The following is a 20,039-nucleotide window of genomic DNA, read 5'->3' as shown; positions in this document are numbered from 1 at the left end:
ATGTCCGACCTATTGAGGCTGGCCACCGCCGGTTCTGTCGACGACGGTAAGTCCACTCTGGTCGGACGGCTGCTCTACGACACCAAGTCCGTGCTGGCCGATCAGATCGACGCCGTCACCCGCGCCTCGGTCGACAAGGGCCTGTCGACACCGGACCTGTCGCTGCTCGTCGACGGCCTGCGCGCCGAGCGTGAGCAGGGCATCACCATCGACGTCGCGTACCGCTACTTCGCCACGCCGAAGCGGTCTTTCGTGCTCGCCGACACCCCCGGTCACGTGCAGTACACCCGCAACACCGTCTCCGGCGCGTCCACCGCGCAGCTGGTGATCCTGCTGGTCGACGCGCGCAAGGGCGTCATCGAGCAGACCCGCCGCCATGCCGCCGTGCTGGCACTGCTCGGCGTGCCGAAGCTGGTGCTCGCGGTGAACAAGATCGACCTGGTCGAGGATCCGGCGACGGTGTTCGCCGAGATCTCGGCCGAGTTCAACACACTCACCTCGACCCTGGGCTGGGCCGACGAGGACGTGCTGGAGATCCCGGTCTCCGCGCTGCACGGCGACAACATCGCCAGCCGCTCGGCCAACACCCCGTACTACGACGGCCCCTCGCTGATCGAGCACCTGGAATCTGTTCCGGTGGACGCGGATTCGACCGGCGAGCACGCGCTGGGCCTGCGGTTCCCCGTGCAGTACGTGATCCGCCCGCGCACCGCCGAGTACCCCGACTACCGCGGCTACGCGGGCCAGATCGCGGCCGGCTCGGTCTCCCCCGGCGACGAGATCGTGGTGCTGCCCTCGGGCAAGCGCACCACCGTCGAGCGGATCGACACCCCCGACGGTGAGCTCGCGGTCGCGCAGGTGGGCCGCAGCGTGACGCTGATCCTCGCCGACGAAGTCGACATCTCGCGTGGTGACATCATCGCCTCGGTCGCCGACGCGCCCGAGCCGGTCGACACCTTCGACGCGACGGTCTGCTGGCTCGGCGACAAGGCGCTGCGCCCTGGCGCGCGGCTGCTGCTCAAGCACGGCGCCAAGACCACCCAGGCCATCGTCGGCGCGCTGGTCGAGCGCTTCGACGAGCAGGCCCTCGCCGCGGTGCCGAACCCGGAGTCGCTCGAGCTCAACGACATCGGCCGGGTCTCGCTGCGGCTGGCCGAGCCGATCCCGGCCGACGATTACCGCACCAACCGGCACACCGGTTCGTTCCTGCTGATCGACCCTGCGGGTGGCAACACCCTCGCGGCCGGTCTGGTCGGCGATGTGCTGACCTCGGTCGAGGTCGGGGCCGCAGTCCGATGACGGGTGTGCTCGCCCCGCTGCGTGGTGCCGCCATGGCACCGCGTACCGGTGGCGGGCCCGCACTCGTCGCGGTGGCTCACGGCAGCCGTGACCCCCGCTCCGCCGCGACGATGGCGGCCGTGGTCGCCGACGTCGCCGCCGCCCGCCCCGACCTCACGGTCCGGCTGGCTTTTCTCGACCTGAACGCGCCGTCGGTGGAGCAGGTCACCGATGATCTCGCCGCCCAGGGACACACCTCGGCGATCGTCGTTCCGCTGTTGCTGGGCAATGCTTTTCACGCTCGCGTCGACCTACCCGCCTTGCTGGGCGAGGCGACGCGACGGAATCCCCGGCTGCGACTCACCCAAGCCGACGTCCTCGGCGCCGATCCGCGCCTGCTCGCGGCGCTGGCCGATCAGGTCACGCACGCCGTCAACGGTCGGCCGGTTGCTTCCGGATCACGATCTGCGGACATCGCCTCGCCGCACATCGGCACGCTCCCCGGCTCACCGGGGGCAATGGTGCGTACCTTCGGGTCCGCCGGACCCTCGCCCGAGCTGGGAATCGCGGTGGCCGCTGTCGGTTCACGGAACGCGGCGGCGAATCGACGGACCGCGGCGGTCGCTCGCCGACTCGCCGCATCGACCGGCCTCCGCACCGAAATATGCTTCGCCACAGTAGATCCCGGAATCGCTGTGGCCATCGACCGGCTCCGTGCGCGTGGCGCTGAACACATCGTCGTCGCACCCTGGTTCCTCGCGCCTGGACTGCTCACTGATCGACTCCGCACGGCGGCACCCGACCTCGTGCACGCCGCCGTCATCGGCGCCCACTCCGCACTGACCGAGGTGATCTGGGCACGCTACGACAGCACGATCGCGGCGGAACTCGAACTGTCCGCCTGAGATCCGCGCGCTCGGCCCGATCCCCTCCCTCCGACCGACTCCCCTCGTACACCCCGGCATCGCCTCTGCTCTCGGCCGCATTCCCCTGCCCGCACGCGCCTCACCGCTCCTCTCAGCCGCCTCCCCCTGCCCGCGCGGGCCTCGCCACTCCTCTCGGCCGCCTCCCCTGCCCGCACGCGCCTCGCCGCCATCCACACTCCACCGTGGCCATCCACACGTCACCGTGCGTTCTGCGATGCGCACGCTCCGCCACCGACCGGTACTGCGCCGTCGGCGATCGGATCCATGAAGTGGCTCCGCACACAGCGCGCGACAACGTTGCGCGCGGCTTCATCCCCGCACCCGCGAGGCAGCTCGACCAGCCGGACTTCGACCCCTCCAGTGACCCAATTCATGCAACCGAACCCTTCCCTACATACCCCATGGGGGTATAGTTCGTGTCAGCGCAAACGAACCAGGAGAGGCGAAACGATGACCACCAACGCCCACACCGGACACGTCACCACCGCACCCCCCACACCGCAGCCGACGAACAACGCCGCACCCGGAGTCGATGGCGGCGGCCGCGCCACACACCGGAATCACGGTGATCGCACCGAAGCCGCGCAGGCCACAGCAGCCGTCGAGCACCACCACGCGGACCACCACACCGCACACGTCGGCCCCGAGGCACGCCGCGCCGCCGAACGCGCCGGGCACCACGTGACTCACGCCGCCGAACACACCGGACACGACGGCGGCCACGCAGACCAGGCAGACCAGGCAGGCACTGCCATCCAGGTCGGACACGGCGCCGGACCCGGAGGCCTGCTGATCACGCAGGACGGGTACACCCTGAATCTCGAGACGACGATCGCCGAGCCGGGCGGGATCGATTTCCGGTTCCGGATCCTCGGGCCCGACGGGGCCGCCGTGACGGAGTTCGATCCGATTCACGATCGGGAGCTGCACCTGATCGTGGCGCGGCGGGAGCTGACCGGGTTCTGGCACGTGCATCCGCGCCGCGAGGCGGACGGCACCTGGGCGATCCGGTTGGACCTGCCCGAAGCGGGCGCCTATCGGGTGTTCACCGATATCGCCCCGCGCGCCCTCGGACGGACGATCACGCTCGGCGCCGATCTCGCCATCGCGGGACACTATGCGCCACAACCGGTTCCCGCCGTTGGGCGCGCAGCCGAGATCGACGGCTACGAGCTCACCGTCGACGGTGAGCTACGCGCTGACGGCGACCTGCTGACGCTGACCGTCCGCAAAGACGGCGCATCGGTGACGGATCTGCAGCCCTACCTCGCCGCCTTCGGCCACCTGGTGATCCTGCGCGCCGGTGACCTCGCCTACGTGCACGTCCACCCCAACGGCGAACCCGGCGACGGCATCACCCCCGCCGGTCCCGAAATCAGCTTCCACACCGCTGTTCCCGGTCCCGGCACGTATCGCCTGTTCCTCGACTTCCGCCACAACGACGCCGTGCGCACCGCGGCCTTCACCCTCACCACCCCGCAGACCACCGAGCACACCCACCACCGCTGACCACCCCGTCCAGGTAACGATGCCATCCGCGCGTCCGGGCATCGAGGTCAACCCTGAGGAGACAGGAGCCGGGCGGCGATCGCGCGGGCGGCGTCCACGCGCGACGAATCACCGGTCTGGCGGGCGACATTGGCCGCGCTCACGATCGCGTCGAGTTCGAAGGCGAGCAGGTCGGGGTCGACCATGGGGAGGGCGCCGAGGTCGCGGGCCTTGGCGATCTCGGCGGCGAGGAAGGCCAGCCACTGGTCGTGATCGGCGACGACGGCGTCGTGGACCGGTCCGGTCTTGCTGCTGAACTCGGTGAGCGTGGCGACGCGAAAACAACCACCGGGAAAGGGCGGTTCGTCGATGTGGGCGAACCAGCGGTCGACCAGGGTGCGGATCCGCTCGATACCGCGGGGCACTGCCAGGCTCGGTGCGATCACCCGCTCGACGAAGATGTCGCGGCCGGTCTGCACGGCGGCGAGTTGCAGGGCCTCCTTGGTGCCGAACAGGGTGGCGATGCCGCTCTTGCTCAGCCCGAGGTCGGCGGCGAGACGCCCGATGGACAGGCCGTCGAGACCTTCGACGGAGGCGAGTTCGGCGGCACGCTGGGCAATGGTCGCCCTGGCGCGGGCGCCCTTGGCCAGCCGTTGATCGGTCGGTTCCGTCAACTGGGTCATGCAGACCATTCTTCCACTCCCCCCTTGCGAAGTCGAACGAACGGTCGTACTTTTATCCACGAACGATCGTACGTTCTTATTTCTCCCCGAAGGACTCCGCATGACCGACGTCTCCGCTCGGCCCGACGATCCACTCATCACCCCGGCCACCGATTCCGCCACCCGCCGCACTCTCGCAGTCGCCGCGGGGGCCGCCTTCATCGCGTTCCTCGACCTCTCCGTCGTCAACATCGCGTTCCCGACCATCGCCCTGAGCTTTCCCGAGACCGCCACCGCCACGCTGACCTGGATCGTCAGCGGCTACGCGATCGCCTTCGCGGCCTTGCTCACCCCGGCCGGACGTCTCGCCGACGTACTCGGCCGCAAGCGCCTGTTCGCCGTCGCATTGACCGGGTTCGCCGTCACTTCCCTGCTCTGTGGGCTCGCGCCCAACGCGCAATGGCTCATTGCCGGACGCATCCTGCAGGGCATGACAGCGGCATTCATGGTGCCCGCCGCGCTCGGACTCCTCTTGGCGGTCACGCCGCGTGCGAAGATCGGCACCGCGATCGGCGCGTGGTCGGCGGCAGGCGGGTTCGCCGCGGTCGTCGGCCCGGCGCTGGGTGGTGCGCTGGTCGAGGGGTTCGGGTGGCGGGCGGTCTTCCTGATCAATGTGCCGATCGCGCTCGCGCTGATCGTGCCGGGACTGCGGCTGCCCGACGCGGGCAACGGCGGTCGCGACACCGCGCTGCCCGATGCGCTCGGCACGGTCGCGATCGTGCTCGGACTCGGCGCGCTCGTCGCGGCCGTCACCGAGGGGCAGTCGTGGGGCTGGACCGCACCCGGCACGCTCACCCTGCTGCTCGGCGGTGTCGCGCTGACGCTGTTCGCCCTGGTCCGTTCGGCCGGACGATCGAACCCCGCGGTGCCGGTGGCCCTGTGGCGGGATCGCCGGTTCGCGCTGGCCAACGCGGGCGCGTTCCTGTTCGGCGCGACGATGTTCGCCTGGCTGCTCGCCGGACCGCTGTTCCTGCACACGATCTGGGGATACTCGGTGCTCGAGTCCGCCGGTGCGCTCACCATCGGCGCGGTGGCGGCGATGGTGACTTCCCTTGTCACCGGACGCATCACGTCCGCACCCGGACAGCGCTGGGCCGGTGTGTTCGGCGCGCTGATGTACACCGCGGCGCTGATCTGGATGAGCACCGATGCCTTCGGCCCCGAACCCGCGCTCTGGTCGGCGTGGATCCCGGCCGGCATTCTCGGCGGTGGCGGCATCGGTTTCGTCATCACCGTGCTCGGTACTGCTGCGGCGAGTTCGGTTCCCCCGCAGCAGTTCGCGGCGGGCATCGGCCTGAATGTCACCGTGCGCCAAGTGGGTGGCGCGCTCGGTGTCGCGATTCTCGCGGCGATCCTGGCAGCGACGGCAGATGACGCGCTGCGCGGCTTCCACATCCTGTTCGCCGTGTGTGCCGGGATCGGCGTCGCGGTCACCCTGCTGCTCGCCCTGCCCGCGCACTCTCGCTCGACCGACTGATCCGACCACCGAGGAGATCGACATGTCTTCCACCACTCCCCTGTCCTCGGACGACCACCGTGCCGCGCCCCGTACCGAGACCGACGACCCGCTGCTGCTGACTCCAAAACAGGCGCACACTCTGCTCGCGGGCGCGCCGTGGCGGCGCTTCGCGGTGCTGGGCGACTCCATCGCCGCGGGCACCGGCGATCCGAGCCCCGGCTACGCGCCCACCGGCTGGGCCGACCGGGTCGCGGCTGCCCTCACTGCGGTCCAGCCCACGCTCGCCTACCGCAACACCGGCCGGATCGGCGCGACCAGCACCCAGGTGCTCGACCGGCAACTCCCCGAGATCCTGGAATTCGCACCGGATCTCGTGCACGTCAATTGCGGCGGCAACGATCTGTTCGAGCCGGGTGCCGACCTCGACCGGTTGCGCGAGAACCTCTCGACGATCTGCGCGGCACTGACCGCCACCGGCGCGCAACTGTCCGTCTTCACGGTCGCCGATGTGTGGGACGTCGAGCGGATGGCGCCGATGCGGCCGATGCGGCCGAAGATGGCCGCGCTCAACGATATGGTCCGCGTGATCGCCGCCGACTACGACGCCGTGCTCACCGAGTTCTGGGAGCATCCGGTGCGGTCGCGCCCGGAGTTGATGAGCGCCGATCTCCTGCACTTCACCACCAGCGGGCACGCGGTCGTGGCCAGTGAGGTGATCCAGTCGCTGAGCGCGCGCATCGCCGCGGCCTGATCGGCGCGGGGCTCGGCTCGGCAGTTGGGGCAGGCAACTCCCGCCGTGCTCAGCTGTTGTCGCGCACCAGTTCGGTGCCGAGGGCGACGAGTTCGGCCCTGACCTCGGCGGGTTCGACCACCTCGACATCACCGGCCCAGCCCGCCAGTTGGCGCGCGAGCATCTTCGTCGTATCGGCGGTGATGCTCGCGCGCACCCGGCCATCGTCGGCCGGACCGAGCAGGGTGCAGTGGCGGCCCTGCTGGTCGTCCAGGATCGGGGCGAGCGCGGCGGAGACGAGGACAGTCGCGGCGACGGCTGCACGACGCTGCTCCATCTCGGAAACGACCTCGGCCCACTGCTGCTGGAGGTCGAGTTCCGCAGGCCGGTCGACGGTTTCGTCCAGCACCGCGAGCTCCGCGATCCGGTCGAGGCGGAAGGTGCGCCTGCCGCGCTCGGTACCGGCGATCAGGTACCACACCGTCTCCTTCTCGACCAGCCCCCAGGGATCGACCGCCCGGACCGTACGCTGACCCGACCGCAGATAGTCGATCCGTACCCGTCGACGATCCACCACCGCGCGCTGCAGGACCGCGAGCATCGCGGGCGGCTCCGGATCGGGCCGACCCCATCGGGCCGGGTCGACGACCACGGCATCAGCCGCGGCAGCAGCATCCGCGCGAAAGGTCTGCGGCAGCGCCCGAACCAGTTTGCGCAGCGCGGATTTCAGCTCGGGAGCAGCCTGGGCCGCCGGACCGGCCAACAGGAACAGCGCCCTGGTCTCCCCCGCGGTGAGACCGGACAGGTCGGTGCGGGCGCCACCGATCAGCGACCAGCCACCACCCCGGCCCGGCTGCGGATACACCGGGATGCCCGCCGTCGACAGGGCCTCGAGATCGCGGCGGGCCGTTGCCACCGACACCTCGAGCTCGGCCGCGACCTGCGCGGCCGTCACCCGGCCCCGCGTCTGCATCAACAGCAGGGTGGCCACCAATCTGTCCGCTCGCATACTCGATGATTCTGCCGGAATAAGTGCTCATTCGGTGCGTACTTTGGCTGGCAAGGTTGTTCTCGCATCACAACGACAACAGGGAGAAACCATGCTGCGCGGAATGGCCACCACCACCTACTACGCCGACGATCTCACCGCAGCCAAGGACTGGTACGCCGCATTCCTCGGCATCGCACCCTATTTCGAGGTTCCGGGCGGCTACTACGAGTTCCGGGTCGGTCCGCTGCAGGCCGAGCTCGGCATCATCAACCGGGCCTACGCCCCTGCGGGTGCGCACCACGCGCCGGGCGGCGGAGGGGTGGTGTTCTGGCAGGTCGACGACCTCGCGGCCACCCATGCCCGGCTGCTCGAGCTCGGCGCGACCGAGTACGAGCCGATCACCGAGCGCGGGGAGGGAACGGGTTTCGCGACCGCGGCGGTGCTCGATCCGTTCGGCAATGTCCTCGGGATCATGACCAATCCACACTTCGTCGCCATGACGGCGCCGCTCGCCGCGGCGAGGTAGCGGCTCAGCCGACGAACCAGCGCTCGAGCACGGTGGCCACACCGTCCTCGGCGACATCGCCGGTCACCTCGTCGGCGAGGGCGAGCACGTCGGCGGGTGAGCTGGCCATCGCGACCGAGTGGGCGGCCCAGCGCAGCATCTCGCGGTCGTTGAAGCCGTCGCCGATGGCCAGTGTCTGGTCGGGCGCGACGCCGAGTACGCGCCGAAGCCGTTCCAGCGCCCAGCCTTTCGAGACGCCCCGGCGCGACACGGTGAGCCACGGTCCGTATTCGCCGTGCACCCACGACGCGTCGGGCACGTCGAGCGAGGCCAGCAGGGCGAGCATCTCCTCGGCGGTGCCACTGGGCCACCAGCCGTTGAGCCGGGGCGTCGGCTGACTGCTCAGCACACGATGGTCGACGAGCTGGAAATCGCCGATGGAGTACTCCCCCGGACCGTGCCCGGTCGCCCAGGTGCCGACGCCGACCCGCTCCGCGGCGAAGATCATCTCCGGAAACAGCGCGCGCAGGGCGAGCACCGCCGGTGCCGGGTCGAAGGACTGCACGGCAACGGGTTCGCCGCGCGCGACATCGATGTGCACGGCCCCGTTGGAACACAGCGCGTGTCCCTCGGTGAGCCCCAACTCGCCGAGCACCGGTCGGGTGGTGAGCACGGTGCGCCCGGTGGTCACCACCACATGCGCCCCCGCCGCCACCGCCGCCCGCACCGCCGCGATGACCCGCGCACTGATCTCGACCCCCGTCGACAGCAGGGTCCCATCCACATCGAGCGCAATCAGCTTCGGCGCTCCCCCGAGTACAGCCACCACGCTATTGTGCCCGCCCCCACCGACACCCACACCGCGTTTCACCAGCAGTTCCGCCGGTCACCCTCGCGTCCGACACATCTCAGTACCGCGCTCCTCGCCCTGGTTCGGTGCACGAGCGAACTTCGAGCCGACCGGCGCCGGAGAACGCGCACGGGCGTCACGCGGAGAGATGCCGCCTGGAGTGGGCTCTCACGGCTGCGGCTACACGAGATCCCCGTGGTGTGACCACACACCTGAGGCCGATCGACGCAAGCCATCGACGTCGCCGTCCGTCCTCGCCGAACTTCACACCCACAGAGACGCAGCACCCGGCCAGGCCGCCGCGATGCGCCGCCGCGATGCGGAGGTCACCGCAGATGCCCGATCCGGGCGCGCGATGGGAGTCAGAGGTGCTGTCGCGCAGCGAATCCTGCCGCGACTTCCCGGGAATTGAGTCGTTGCGATCAGCGGCGGCCGCCACCGCCACCGGCCCCGCCTCCGCCACCGCCGCCCTTCGAGCCGCCGGAGGAATCGCCACCCGTGGACGAACCGCCCTTCGAGGAGCCGCCCCTACCGGAGCCGCCGGTCGAGGAGCCGCCCGAGCCACCACCGGAAGTGCTGCTCGACGAGGAGCCGCCGGTCGAGCCGCCGGAGGAGGCGCCACCGGCCGAAGACCTACCACCAGAGGAGATTCCGCCACCCGACGCGCCGCTGCTGGACGAGCCACCACCAGAAGCACCACCGCCCGATCCACCGCCACCGCCAGAAGCACCACCGGATGCACCGCCACCGCCAGAAGCACCACCGCCAGAAGCGCCACCACCGGATGCGCCACCACCGGACGCATCGCCACCGGAGCCGCCACCACCACCGGACGCGCCGCCGCCCGAGGCGCCACCACCGCCGCCGCCCGACGCGCCACCACCGGACGAGCCGCCATCTGACCCGCCGCCACCGGAGGCACCCCCGCCAGAAGCGCCGCCCCCGGATGCACCGCCGCCGGAAGCACCACCGTCGGATCCTCCACTCGAAGCACCGCCACCCGACGCACCACCGCCAGAGGCACCGCCGGATCCGTCCGTGCCACCGGACCCACCGGTCGAGCCACCACCCGACCCGCCGTCAGTGGCACCGCTGCCACCACCCGGCATCGCACCACCGGACTCCACACCACCCGACGTGCCGCCGGAAGGCGGAGTGCCCGTACCGATTCCACCGGGAAGCGACGTTCCGGTGTCGACGGGTGTGCCGACACCGGGCACTGTGGTGCCGTCGGTCGGGGTGGACGGCCCGGTTCCCGGGATCGTCGCGCCGGGCACATCCGTACCGGGCGTCGACGGAATGCCGGGGGCAGACGGTTCACCAGGAGTCGAGGGCCCGCCGGGGTTCGCGCCGGGGGCGGTGATGGGACTGGCGGCGGGCAGGTCGGGTGACCCGGGATAGGTCCCTGGGTTCTGCGGATCCACGGACATCCCGAAGGGCAGGGGATTGATGAAGCGAGCCGGATCGCCGTAGGTCGTGCGGGCCAGCGGCGAGCGGCATTCGTCGTCGCGGAGGTCCTGGTGACCGGAACCGCCGCGCTCGCCTCCGGCGAACGTCTTGCCGGGAGCCCCCGCACGGTCCGGGGCGACGAACCGCTCGTAGGCGGTCCGCACGGCGGTCGTGCCCGCGACCATGACTCGCCCGGTGACCGGGTCGATGCTGCCGAGCAGCCCGGCGTTCCGGGCGGCGGCCAACTCGGCACTCATGTCGTAGAGCAACGCGTCGGCGGGTGCGCCGAGTGCCGGGAACCGATCGAGCACGGGCGTGAGACCGGGATCGAAGGGACTGCCGAACACCGTCATGGCCGACATCGCCAGCGCGGAAACCACTGCCGCGCTGGAGAACACGGCGACATGCGGACCCGCGCCGCCGCCCTGCTGCTCGGGCGCGAAGGTCCGCGCCGCCAGCGCTGCCGCACCCGCGGCGACCACCTGGCCAGGATCGGCGACGGTGACCAGCGGGACACCGAGTTCGGCGAGCGTACGTGCGACCTCCGGCGGACGTGAGGCGCCGCCGACGACCAGGATGCGCGACAGGTCGGCCAGGCGCAGCCCCGCGGCGGCCACGCTCTTGCTGACCAGCGGGAAGGTGTCGCGGATGTGCTCGGCGCGCAGCGCGTCGATGTTCACCATGGAGGTGAGTGTCTGGGTCGCGCGGGCCGAGCGCGGTCCACCGGCGTACCGGGCGACCATCTCGCCCAGCGGCTTGCCACCGAAATCAGTGGACCGCGTGGGCGTTCCGATCATCGGATGGTGCGGCCAGTCCGGGCCGACGCGTAGCACCGTGAGGTCGAGACTGTTGGCGCCGAGGTCGTAGACGAGCACGAAACCCGGCGCCAGCGGACCCCGGTCGGTCTCCAGCCATTCCGCGGCGGCGACCGGCTCCGGCACCAGTAGTACCTGACCGGCGCCCGCCAGATGCAGCGCCTGCCCGAGCAGGGCGACCTGCTTGTCGGAATACACCGCCGGATAGGTCAATACGGCGCCCTCGGCCGGTTCGGCCAACGCGATCAGCCCGGTGACCACCTCGGCGATCAGATTGGTCGCCGAGTAGAACCGGCCGCCGATCACCATCGGCTCCGGCTCGCGGCTCAGGTCCGCGAAATCGGTGATGGCGGAAGCGAATTCGTTGATCGCCCCGATGCGGGGTCGACCTGCTTCGTCGAATGTCAGTGCGGTGCGTCGTGTTCGCACCGCCGGTTTGGCCGGATTGTCGGCGACCACCGCCGAAATCGCATTGACCGTACCGATACTCAAGCCCAGACCTCTGGTCATGTTTTTGCTATCCCGTCAACGCACCGTGACCACGTCCAGCACGCGAGCGCACCATGTGGCCGCGGTCGTCTTCCAAACAGCTCGCACAGATTAACTGTCCCATCATCGAATTGCTGCCCGATTGATACGAAACACGTGACCTTTGGCCCTTGTTGAGGGATACATGCAGGTAGTGAGGCATGCGGACAATCGTCCAGTCCCCTGAACGATGCCGAGGCGACCCACAGACTCCGAGAGCCAGCTACTCGCGAGTAATCACCCTGCGCCTGCGGTGAATACATTCTTACAGTTTGTTATTGGGCATAATTAGCGCACTTACCGACCGGTAATCAATTCATTTACCGCTCTTTTGATTTCACTTTCGGCGAAATACATTGCCTCGGATCGGTGTACGCACCACAAAGGATGATGCGTCAACGCAACGGCCGATACCCGCCAGCGCCGACCGGCTCGCGACGGTTGACTCGAAAGCACGGAGAGACATCCGAGCGATCTCCGAATACTCAGGGACAGAAGGGAATACACATGTCCACTCGTTTCGCCGACCAGGTCGTCCTCGTCACCGGAGCCGGTTCCGGCATCGGCAAGGCGGTGGCGCTGCGGGTCGCGACCGAGGGCGCTGCCGTCGTGCTCGGCTCGCGGGGCAAGGATCAGGGCGAGCAGGTCGCCGAGCAGATCCGCGCCGCAGGCGGGCGCGCGCTGTTCATCCCCACCGATGTCACCGTGGAGGACGAGGTCGAGCGCCTCACCCAGAGCGCCCTCACCGCCTTCGGCAGGCTCGACGCGGCGTTCAACAACGCGGGCGCGATCAACGCCTTCGGTACGGTGGCCGAGATCGACACCGCCGCATGGCATGCCGACCTCGCCCTGAACCTGACCGGGGTCTTCCACGGCCTGCGCCACCAGGTACCGGCGATCACGGCCTCCGGTGGCGGCGCGATCCTCAACAACGCCTCCAACCTCGGCGTCGTCGGCATGGCATCGGTCTCGGGGTATGTGGCGGCCAAGCACGGCGTCGTCGGGCTCACCAAGTCGGTGGCGCTCGAGACCGCGTCGTCGGGCGTGCGGGTCAACGCGATCCTCTCCGGCGCGGTCGAGACCCCGGCTTTCCGCGCCTCGATGGGCGCGACACCGGAGGGCGAGGCGGCGATCGCGGCGCTGCACCCGATCGGGCGGATCGCGCAGCCCGACGAGATCGCGGCGCTGTGCGCGTTCCTGCTCAGCACCGAGGCCTCCTTCATCACCGGCGCCGCGGTCGCCGTGGACGGCGGCTTCACCGCGCAGTAGCCGCCGTACGCCGAAGGCCCGCCACATCCGCTGATGTGGCGGGCCTTCGGGTGTCGTCGACTAGCTGCGCGCGAGCAGCCGCCGCAACGGTCGCACCCGCGGTGCCACCGCACCGCCGGCGCGGGCCTCCGGACGGCGGGCGCGCACCAGGCGGTCGAAATCCTGTGCGTCGCGCGCGGGCTCACTCAGCTTGCCGTTGTTGAAATCGTCGGCGAGCTGCTGCACCGTCTCCTGCGCACAGGACTTGTTGGTGCCGATGAAGCCGCTCGGACCACGCTTGATCCAGCCGGCCACATAGGTGCCGGGCACGATCTCGCCGCCGGGAGCGGTGAGCACGCGGCCGTGCTCGTTCGGGATCACGCCGCGCTCGTCATCGAAGGGCAGATCCTTGGTCGGCACACCGCGGTAGCCGACGGAGGTCAGCACGACACCGGCCTCCACCAGCTCGATGTCCCCGGTCGCCACCGCACCGACGCGACCGTCGGCATCGGCGACCAGCTCGTTGCGCTCGACCCGCACACCGGTCACCGTGTCGGTGCCGACGATCTCCACCGGCGAGGACAGGTAACGGAACACGATCCGCCTGCGCTCACCGAACGGCCGGGTCGCGACGCTGTGCAGCAGGCGCAGCTTCTGCTCGACCTTGTAGGACAGCTCCGGGGTGACCTCGGGCAGCTCGCCGTCGATCGCGATGTCGATGTCGGCGGCCAGCAGGCCGACGAACTCGGGCACCGTGAACGCCGACTCGGCCGGGCCGCGGCGGCCCAGGACCACGACCTCTTCGATCTTGCTCTCGCGCAAGGCCTTCAGCGCGTAGGGCGCGATGTCGGTACCGGCCAGCGTGGCCGGATCGACGGTCAGGATGCGGGCCACGTCGAGGGCGACGTTGCCGTTGCCGACGATCACCACCCGCTTCTGGTCCAGATCGAAGGTGTCATCGGCGTGCTCGGGATGGCCGTTGTACCAGGCCACGAAGTCGGTGGCCGACACATTGCCCGGCAGACCCTCGCCCGGGATGTTCAGCTTGCGATCCGAGGACGCGCCGACCGCGTAGACCACACCGTGGAAGTGCTCGAGCAGATCGGCATGACTGATGTGCTTGCCGATCTCGACATCGAGGTAGGTACCGAAGTCCTCCTGCTTCGACATCACGTCGAACAGGTCGGCGACCTTGCGTGTGCGCTGGTGATCGGGCGCGACGCCGAGCCGGGCCAGACCGTAGGCCTGCGGCAGCCGGTCGAACATCGTGACCGAGACACCGGGCTGGGTCAGCAGCTCGTCGGCGGCGTACATCGCCGACGGGCCCGACCCGACGATCGCGACCCGCAGCGGCGACCGCTTGGTGTCGATCGACGGGGGCATCACCGGAGGGGCCAGCGTCGGCCGGTCCCGCTGAACCCGGTAGAAATCGGCGTTGATCTCGATAAAGGGCTTCTGTTCGTGGGTCAGCTTCTTCGACGAGGTGATCGCGTCGACCGGGCAGGCCGTGGCGCAGGCACCACAGTCCACACAGGCCGCCGGATCGACGTAGAGCATCTCCGCGGTCAGGAAGTCCGGCTCATCCGGGGTCGGATGAATACAGTTCACCGGGCACGCGTAGACACACGAGGCGTCACTACAGCATGACTGGGTAACGACGTAGGGCATGGAAGACTACCGCCGACTCAAGCGACTGCGTGCTTGACGGAGCGCTTGGGCTCCGAGCGGTACCGGCTCGACGGGCCGTCGATACCGAGCAGCTTCCAGACCCGCTTGGCCACCGGGTTCATCAGACCGATCTCCTCGGCGAGCGCGCGCACGTCGATGAAGTAGTCGGCGAAGACCTGCTTGGCCTCCTTGGAGCCGTAGAACAGCTCCTTGCGCACTTCCTTCGGCATGTCGAACTGCTTGAAGAAGGTCTTCGGCGGGGTCGCGATCGCCCGGCCGAGGATGAACATGATGATCGGCATCGCGATCGACAGCACGAACTTGTTGAACGGCCGCTGGGCGGGCACGTTCTTCTTCAGGAACTCGTGGGCGAAGGAGATGTGGCGAGCTTCCTCGGCCACGTGGATCGCCATCACGCCGCGCATGATCGGGTGGATGTCGTCGCCCGAGCGCAGGATGTCCTTCTGGATGTGGTCGATCGGCTCCTCGCCGGCGAGCACGGCCATGAAGAAGAAGTTCGGGAACAGCGCACCGCCGGGCGAGGCCAGGTGGCGCAGCTGACGCACGAGCGGGTTCATGCCCGGCACGTCGGCGACGCGGTTGACCATCTCCTGGAACATCAGAGTGTGGTTGTGCTCTTCGATCATCTCGTGCGAGCAGTACCGGAACTCCGGGTCGTTGTTCTTCAGGTTGAAGATGTGCTGCATCATCCCGATGATCAGGATGGCCTCGAACTGCAGGCCGACCTTGGCCACATTGGCCTGGCGGACCTTGCCGATCTCGATCTTGACGTCCTGCGGCAGGGACTGGTACCAGGGGTGGCGACCGATCGGGTCGGCCGAGGTGACCAGGATCCAGCGCTCCGGCTTGCAGTCCGGGTCGAAGTCCGGGTTGTCCCAGTCGATGTCCTCGAACGGGTCGAAGTGGCGGTCGACCGATGCCTCGGAAAGCATCAGCAACTTCTCGGCGTACGCCTGAGCCTCGGCGACTACAGGATCGACGTCAGGGGTGGTGGGCGCAGACATCGTCGTCACTGCCTCTCCTCAAGGGACGTTTACTGTTTCCAATAGTTACACCTATGAGGTAGCGCGTCAACTCCGAGAAGGGCGCGGATTCGCGTGTTCGGCGCGTCGAAAAGCCGACACGAAAAGCTACTCACCAGTAAAAACGCCCCTACCTGTGACGCTGGGTCATACACAGTCTCGGTGGCCGCGTGGCGAGTCGGGAAAAATAGATTCACGCCGAGCGCGTCGACCCGCTGGTCGGACCGACGGTACCGGTCATCCTGCGCCGATACCGGACGTCAGGTCGGCGTACGGGCAGCCAGCGAACAGCGCGACAACACCGACAGAGCTTCGCGGCATCGTGTCGCGGGGCCCTGCCGTGGCGGGTTCGGATCAGCTGGTCGGCAGATCCGGGATGCGGGTGGCGCGCGCGTAGACCGTCTCGCCCTCGGTCAGCCGCAACGCCGCGGCGTCGCCGCGAGTCACCTGGGCGGCGAACTGGTCGCCGGTGGCGGCATTGCGCAGTTCCAGCCGCACCTCGAAGCCCAAGCGCACGATGCGTTCCACGGTGGCCCTGGTGACACCGGCCGAATCCGCGGTGCCCTCGTGCTCGGCCAGCGCCATGCTGGGATCACGGCCCACCCGGATGTCGTGCGGACGGACCAGATGCCCGTTGAGCCGCGCGACCGCGCCGAGAAACGACATCACGAACTCGTTGGCCGGGCGGTCGTAGACGTCCTCGGGCGAACCGACCTGCTCGATGCGGCCCTTGTTCATCACCGCGATCCGGTCGGCGACGTCGAGCGCCTCCTCCTGGTCGTGGGTCACCAGCACCGTGGTCACGTGGACCTCGTCGTGCAGCCTGCGCAGCCACTGGCGCAGATCGGTGCGCACCTTGGCGTCGAGCGCGCCGAAGGGCTCGTCGAGCAGCAGCACCTGCGGGTCGACGGCCAGCGCGCGAGCCAGCGCCATGCGCTGGCGCTGACCGCCCGAGAGCTGGGCCGGGTAGCGGTGCTGGAACCCGTCGAGCCCGACGATGCCGAGCAGTTCGTCGACGCGCTTGTCGATCTCCTTCTTCGGCCGCTTGCGGATGGTCAGGCCGAAGGCCACGTTGTCGCGCACCGTCATGTGCTTGAACGCGGCGTAGTGCTGGAACACGAAGCCGATGTCACGCTTCTGCGGTGGCACGTGGGTGACATCGTTGCCGGCGATCATCACGATCCCGGAGTCCAGCGACTCCAGGCCCGCGATCGAGCGCAGCAGCGTCGACTTGCCCGACCCCGACGGGCCGAGCAGGGCGGTGAGTTCGCCGGAGGGGATGTCGATGGTGACATCGTCGAGCGCGGCGAAGGAACCGTAGTTCTTGCGCGCGTTGGTCACGGTGATCATTCGGGGCCCCGCTTGCGTTCGAGAAGAGTCATCAGGAGAAGGACTACCAGGGCCATGCCCATCAGCAGTGTCGCCGCACTGTAGGCGCCGAAGTCGTTGTGATCATCGATGTAGCGACCGTGCACCAGCAGGGTCAGCGTCTGAGACTCGCCCGGCATCGCGGTCGAGACCATGATCACCGCGCCGAACTCGCCGAGCGCGCGGGCCACGGTGAGCACGACACCATAGGTGAGGCCCCAGCGGATTGCGGGCAGAGTGATCCGCCAGAAGGTCTGCCACCCCGTGGCGCCGAGGGTGGCCGCGGCCTGCTCCTGATCGTCGCCGATCTCGTGCAGCACCGGTTCCACCTCGCGCACCACGAACGGCAATGTCACGAAGATGGTGGCGATCACCATGCCCGGCAAACTGAAGATCACCTGGAACCCGAGGGATTCCAACCCGCCGAACCATCCACCCGCACCCCAGAGCAGGATCAGCGCCACACCCACGACCACCGGCGACACCGCGAACGGCAGGTCGACGATGCCCTGCAACAGACTGCGCCCCGGGAACTTGCTGCGCACCAGCGCCAGCGCGGTGATCACACCGAAGACCACGTTCAACGGCACCACGATGGCCACGATGATCATCGACAGCTGGAACGCCGAGATCGCCGCGGGCGTGGTGATCGAGTCGATGAACGCGCCGATCCCGCGTTCGAAGGTGCGCAGCAGGATGATGACCAGCGGCAGCACCAGCAGGATGAACAGGTAGCCCAGTGCGACGGTGCGCAGCGAGATCCTGGTCAGTGCCGACAGCTTCATCGAGCGGCCTCTTCCTTGCGCGCGGTCCGCTCGGCCAGCAGGCGCAGTACCAACAGCGTGGCGAACGCGACGGCGAGCAGCGCCACCGATACCGCGGCCGCGTTGACCGGCCGGTCGACCTCGATCTGCTGCTGGATGTACTGCGAGGTCACCTGCGTCTCGCGCGGGATGTTGCCGCCGATCAGCACCACCGAGCCGTATTCACCGATCGCCCTGGCGAAGGCCAGGCCGCCGCCGGAGATGATCGCGGGCGTCAGCGTCGGCAGCACGATCCGGCGGAAGGTGATCCAGTTGCCGGCACCGAGTGAGAGCGCGGCCTGTTCCACCTCACGGTCGACCTCGATCAGCACCGGCTGCACCGACCGCACCACGAAAGGCAGGGTCACGAACGCCAGGGCGATCACCAGGCCGGGCTGGGTGGCGTTGAGGTGGATGTCGAAAGGACTGCTCGGGCCGTAGAGCGAGAGCAGCACGATCGAGGCGACGATCGTCGGCAGCGCGAACGGCAGATCGATCAGCGCGTTGACGATTCCCTTGCCGGGGAACTCGTCACGCACGAGCACCCAGGCAATCAGGGTGCCCATGAAGAGGTTGACCACCGCGACCACCACCGACACCCCGATGGTGATCCGCAGCGACTCCAGCGCCGCGGGTGCGGTGACCGCGTCCCAGAAGCCGGACCAGCCGTCCTCGAACGAGCTGACGGTGAGCGCCGCCAGCGGCAACAGCACGATGAGGCTGAGCCACAGCACCGCGATGGCGATGCCGAGCGGACCGACCGAGCCGGTCACCCGCAACCACGACCCTCGCGGGCCGCGGGGCTTCGGCGGCGCGGTGGTCGCCGATTTCTCCAGGTTCACGGCATCGCCGGAATCGAGAGTGTCCCCGGTCCCGGCATGCCCACTGCTGTCAGTCACAGTTGTCCAGTATCGCGTGTGTGCTGGGTCACGGCTTACCTGGTCGCCTGGTCGTAGATCATCGCGATCGTGCCGGTGTCCTGCGCGAACAACTCCTCGTCCACGGTCTTCCAACCGCCGAGGTCATCGATGGTCCACAGCTGGGTGGGGGTGGGGAAGTCGGCGGCGAACTCGGCGGCCACGCCCGGGTCGACCGGGCGGAAACCGGCCTCGGCCCAGGCACGCTGGCCCTCGGTGGTGAACAGGAAGTCGCGGAACGCGATGGCCTTGGCGGCGTTCTCGGCGTTCTCGAGCACCGCGACCGGGTTCTCGATCTTGACAGTGATCGGCGGGTTGACGTGCTCGATCGGGTCGCCGTTGCGCTCGGAGAACAGGGCCTCGTTCTCGTAGCTCAGCAGCACGTCACCGGTGCCCTGCAGGAAGGCCTCGGTGGCTTCGCGGCCCGACTTGGGCTGCACCCGCACATGTTCGGGCGAGATCAGCTGCGACAGGTAGTCCAGACCCGCCTGTGGGTTCTTGCCGCCCTCGCTCTTGGCCGCGTACGGCGCCAGCAGGTTCCACTTGGCCGAGCCGGAGCTGAACGGGTTCGGGGTGACGACCTCGACCCCCGGCTTCAGCAGGTCGTCCCAGTCCCTGATGCCTTTGGGGTTGCCCTCACGGACCACCAGCGTGACGACCGAGCCGAACGGGACGCCCTTGGTGGAGTCGGCGTTCCAGTTCTCGTCGATCAAGCCCGCCTCGACCAGGCGGGTGATGTCGGGCTCGACCGAGAAGCTCACCACGTCGGCTCGAGCGCCGTCCTTCACCTTGCGCGACTGGTCGCCCGAGGCGCCGTAGGACGCCCGGACGATGACGCCGTCGCCCGCCTCGGTCTTGTTGAACTCGGGCACGACCTCGTCGAAACCGACCTTGGGCACGGCGTAGGCGTAGAGGTTGATGGTGCCCCCGCTCCCGTCGGCCACGATGGCGTCGCCGTCGGTCGAATCGCTGGCGCCACCGCCGCAGGCGGTCAGGGCGACCGCGGCGACAGCAGTGAGCGCGATGGCGGCGGCGCGGCGGCGCGAGCCGATCCAGGTGTTGCGAGACATCGGGGTGTACCTTTCGGGAAAGGACCTGCCGCGCAATGTCTTTCGCTGCGGCAGGAGAAACACTTGTCGATCGGTGGACCTGCGAGGCGGTGGCTGCACGACAGTCGGCGCGACTCGGGCTCATGGCCCCCGGAGTGCCGAACTACGACTGCGAGAGAAAGCGCGCGCTAGTCTACTCGGC

General features: G+C 68.9%; 17 protein-coding genes. 7 read left to right on the top strand and 10 right to left on the bottom strand.

Annotation, left to right across the window (positions count from 1 at the left end; all coding sequences use genetic code 11):
• The 3 genes from BOX37_RS07115 to BOX37_RS07105 all read left to right on the top strand — a co-directional run bounded on the left by BOX37_RS07115 (position 1) and on the right by BOX37_RS07105 (position 3,713).
• Complete coding sequence (locus BOX37_RS07115) at positions 1–1,299, top strand: sulfate adenylyltransferase subunit 1 (RefSeq protein ID WP_071926945.1); 1,299 nt, start codon at positions 1–3, stop codon at positions 1,297–1,299.
• The gene (locus BOX37_RS07110) at positions 1,296–2,183 is read left to right on the top strand and encodes a sirohydrochlorin chelatase (protein WP_084759467.1); all 888 of its coding nucleotides are present in this window, start codon (positions 1,296–1,298) and stop codon (positions 2,181–2,183) included. The genes BOX37_RS07115 and BOX37_RS07110 overlap by 4 nt, the downstream gene beginning before the upstream one ends.
• A 471-nt stretch (positions 2,184–2,654) precedes the next feature.
• On the top strand, positions 2,655–3,713 hold the full coding sequence (locus tag BOX37_RS07105) for a DUF748 domain-containing protein (RefSeq protein WP_240505251.1): 1,059 nt from the start codon (positions 2,655–2,657) through the stop codon (positions 3,711–3,713).
• Positions 3,714–3,760: 47 nt separating this feature from the next.
• On the opposite strand, the gene BOX37_RS07100 is transcribed toward BOX37_RS07105, so the two are convergent.
• The gene (locus BOX37_RS07100; RefSeq protein WP_071926944.1) at positions 3,761–4,375 is read right to left on the bottom strand and encodes a TetR/AcrR family transcriptional regulator; all 615 of its coding nucleotides are present in this window, start codon (positions 4,373–4,375) and stop codon (positions 3,761–3,763) included.
• Positions 4,376–4,475: 100 nt separating this feature from the next.
• Here BOX37_RS07100 and BOX37_RS07095 point away from each other — a divergent pair, with 100 nt between their 5' ends.
• Both BOX37_RS07095 and BOX37_RS07090 read left to right on the top strand, forming a co-directional pair.
• On the top strand, positions 4,476–5,891 hold the full coding sequence (locus tag BOX37_RS07095) for an MFS transporter (RefSeq protein ID WP_071926943.1): 1,416 nt from the start codon (positions 4,476–4,478) through the stop codon (positions 5,889–5,891).
• Positions 5,892–5,913: 22 nt separating this feature from the next.
• The gene (locus BOX37_RS07090; RefSeq protein ID WP_071926942.1) at positions 5,914–6,624 is read left to right on the top strand and encodes an SGNH/GDSL hydrolase family protein; all 711 of its coding nucleotides are present in this window, start codon (positions 5,914–5,916) and stop codon (positions 6,622–6,624) included.
• Between the two features lie 49 nt (positions 6,625–6,673).
• Here BOX37_RS07090 and BOX37_RS07085 read toward each other — a convergent pair whose 3' ends face one another.
• Positions 6,674–7,612, bottom strand: coding sequence for a helix-turn-helix transcriptional regulator (locus BOX37_RS07085; protein ID WP_071926941.1), 939 nt, complete (start codon positions 7,610–7,612; stop codon positions 6,674–6,676).
• A 91-nt stretch (positions 7,613–7,703) separates the two neighbouring features.
• Between BOX37_RS07085 and BOX37_RS07080 the strand changes: the two genes are divergently transcribed.
• Entirely contained in the window at positions 7,704–8,120 is a 417-nt protein-coding gene (locus tag BOX37_RS07080) for a VOC family protein (protein ID WP_071926940.1), read from the top strand.
• A gap of 4 nt (positions 8,121–8,124) precedes the next feature.
• Here the strand turns inward: BOX37_RS07080 and BOX37_RS07075 are convergent, their stop codons facing one another.
• Both BOX37_RS07075 and BOX37_RS35750 read right to left on the bottom strand, forming a co-directional pair.
• A complete protein-coding gene (locus BOX37_RS07075; RefSeq protein WP_071926939.1) occupies positions 8,125–8,925 on the bottom strand; it encodes an HAD family hydrolase in 801 nt (266 codons plus the stop codon).
• 446 nt (positions 8,926–9,371) lie between these two features.
• The gene (locus tag BOX37_RS35750; RefSeq protein ID WP_167659911.1) at positions 9,372–11,705 is read right to left on the bottom strand and encodes an Hsp70 family protein; all 2,334 of its coding nucleotides are present in this window, start codon (positions 11,703–11,705) and stop codon (positions 9,372–9,374) included.
• A gap of 543 nt (positions 11,706–12,248) precedes the next feature.
• Between BOX37_RS35750 and BOX37_RS07065 the strand changes: the two genes are divergently transcribed.
• Positions 12,249–13,010: an SDR family NAD(P)-dependent oxidoreductase gene (locus tag BOX37_RS07065; protein ID WP_071926937.1), complete on the top strand. Its 762-nt coding sequence runs from the start codon at positions 12,249–12,251 to the stop codon at positions 13,008–13,010.
• A gap of 60 nt (positions 13,011–13,070) precedes the next feature.
• Here the strand turns inward: BOX37_RS07065 and BOX37_RS07060 are convergent, their stop codons facing one another.
• The 6 genes from BOX37_RS07060 to BOX37_RS07035 form a co-directional block, all read right to left on the bottom strand.
• Positions 13,071–14,657: an FAD-dependent oxidoreductase gene (locus BOX37_RS07060; RefSeq protein WP_071926936.1), complete on the bottom strand. Its 1,587-nt coding sequence runs from the start codon at positions 14,655–14,657 to the stop codon at positions 13,071–13,073.
• 17 nt (positions 14,658–14,674) lie between these two features.
• Complete coding sequence (locus tag BOX37_RS07055) at positions 14,675–15,682, bottom strand: AurF N-oxygenase family protein (RefSeq protein ID WP_071926935.1); 1,008 nt, start codon at positions 15,680–15,682, stop codon at positions 14,675–14,677.
• 372 nt (positions 15,683–16,054) lie between these two features.
• The gene (locus tag BOX37_RS07050; RefSeq protein ID WP_071926934.1) at positions 16,055–17,050 is read right to left on the bottom strand and encodes a sulfate/molybdate ABC transporter ATP-binding protein; all 996 of its coding nucleotides are present in this window, start codon (positions 17,048–17,050) and stop codon (positions 16,055–16,057) included.
• A complete protein-coding gene (cysW, locus tag BOX37_RS07045; protein WP_071926933.1) occupies positions 17,047–17,853 on the bottom strand; it encodes a sulfate ABC transporter permease subunit CysW in 807 nt (268 codons plus the stop codon). Before cysW ends, BOX37_RS07050 begins: the two co-directional genes overlap by 4 nt.
• Entirely contained in the window at positions 17,850–18,713 is an 864-nt protein-coding gene (gene cysT, locus BOX37_RS07040; RefSeq protein WP_420811613.1) for a sulfate ABC transporter permease subunit CysT, read from the bottom strand. Before cysT ends, cysW begins: the two co-directional genes overlap by 4 nt.
• Before the next feature lie 92 nt (positions 18,714–18,805).
• Positions 18,806–19,858, bottom strand: coding sequence for a sulfate ABC transporter substrate-binding protein (locus BOX37_RS07035; RefSeq protein WP_071926932.1), 1,053 nt, complete (start codon positions 19,856–19,858; stop codon positions 18,806–18,808).
• Between the last annotated feature and the right edge of the window lie 181 nt (positions 19,859–20,039).

The sequence above is a fragment of the Nocardia mangyaensis genome (genome assembly GCF_001886715.1).
GTDB lineage: Bacteria > Actinomycetota > Actinomycetes > Mycobacteriales > Mycobacteriaceae > Nocardia > Nocardia mangyaensis.
The sequence above is the reverse complement of the archived record's forward strand: the minus strand, read 5'-3'. Positions and strand labels throughout refer to the sequence as shown.

Coding starts and splice junctions, on each gene's coding strand:
- BOX37_RS07085 (WP_071926941.1), bottom strand. CDS start 7,612: ATGCGAGCGGACAGATTGGTGGCCACCCTGCTGTTGATGCAGACGCGG.
- BOX37_RS07065 (WP_071926937.1), top strand. CDS start 12,249: ATGTCCACTCGTTTCGCCGACCAGGTCGTCCTCGTCACCGGAGCCGGT.
- BOX37_RS07105 (WP_240505251.1), top strand. CDS start 2,655: ATGACCACCAACGCCCACACCGGACACGTCACCACCGCACCCCCCACA.
- BOX37_RS07050 (WP_071926934.1), bottom strand. CDS start 17,050: ATGATCACCGTGACCAACGCGCGCAAGAACTACGGTTCCTTCGCCGCG.
- BOX37_RS07090 (WP_071926942.1), top strand. CDS start 5,914: ATGTCTTCCACCACTCCCCTGTCCTCGGACGACCACCGTGCCGCGCCC.
- cysW (WP_071926933.1), bottom strand. CDS start 17,853: ATGAAGCTGTCGGCACTGACCAGGATCTCGCTGCGCACCGTCGCACTG.
- BOX37_RS07095 (WP_071926943.1), top strand. CDS start 4,476: ATGACCGACGTCTCCGCTCGGCCCGACGATCCACTCATCACCCCGGCC.
- BOX37_RS07035 (WP_071926932.1), bottom strand. CDS start 19,858: ATGTCTCGCAACACCTGGATCGGCTCGCGCCGCCGCGCCGCCGCCATC.
- BOX37_RS07110 (WP_084759467.1), top strand. CDS start 1,296: ATGACGGGTGTGCTCGCCCCGCTGCGTGGTGCCGCCATGGCACCGCGT.
- BOX37_RS07060 (WP_071926936.1), bottom strand. CDS start 14,657: ATGCCCTACGTCGTTACCCAGTCATGCTGTAGTGACGCCTCGTGTGTC.
- BOX37_RS07115 (WP_071926945.1), top strand. CDS start 1: ATGTCCGACCTATTGAGGCTGGCCACCGCCGGTTCTGTCGACGACGGT.
- BOX37_RS07080 (WP_071926940.1), top strand. CDS start 7,704: ATGCTGCGCGGAATGGCCACCACCACCTACTACGCCGACGATCTCACC.
- BOX37_RS07100 (WP_071926944.1), bottom strand. CDS start 4,375: ATGACCCAGTTGACGGAACCGACCGATCAACGGCTGGCCAAGGGCGCC.
- BOX37_RS07055 (WP_071926935.1), bottom strand. CDS start 15,682: ATGTCTGCGCCCACCACCCCTGACGTCGATCCTGTAGTCGCCGAGGCT.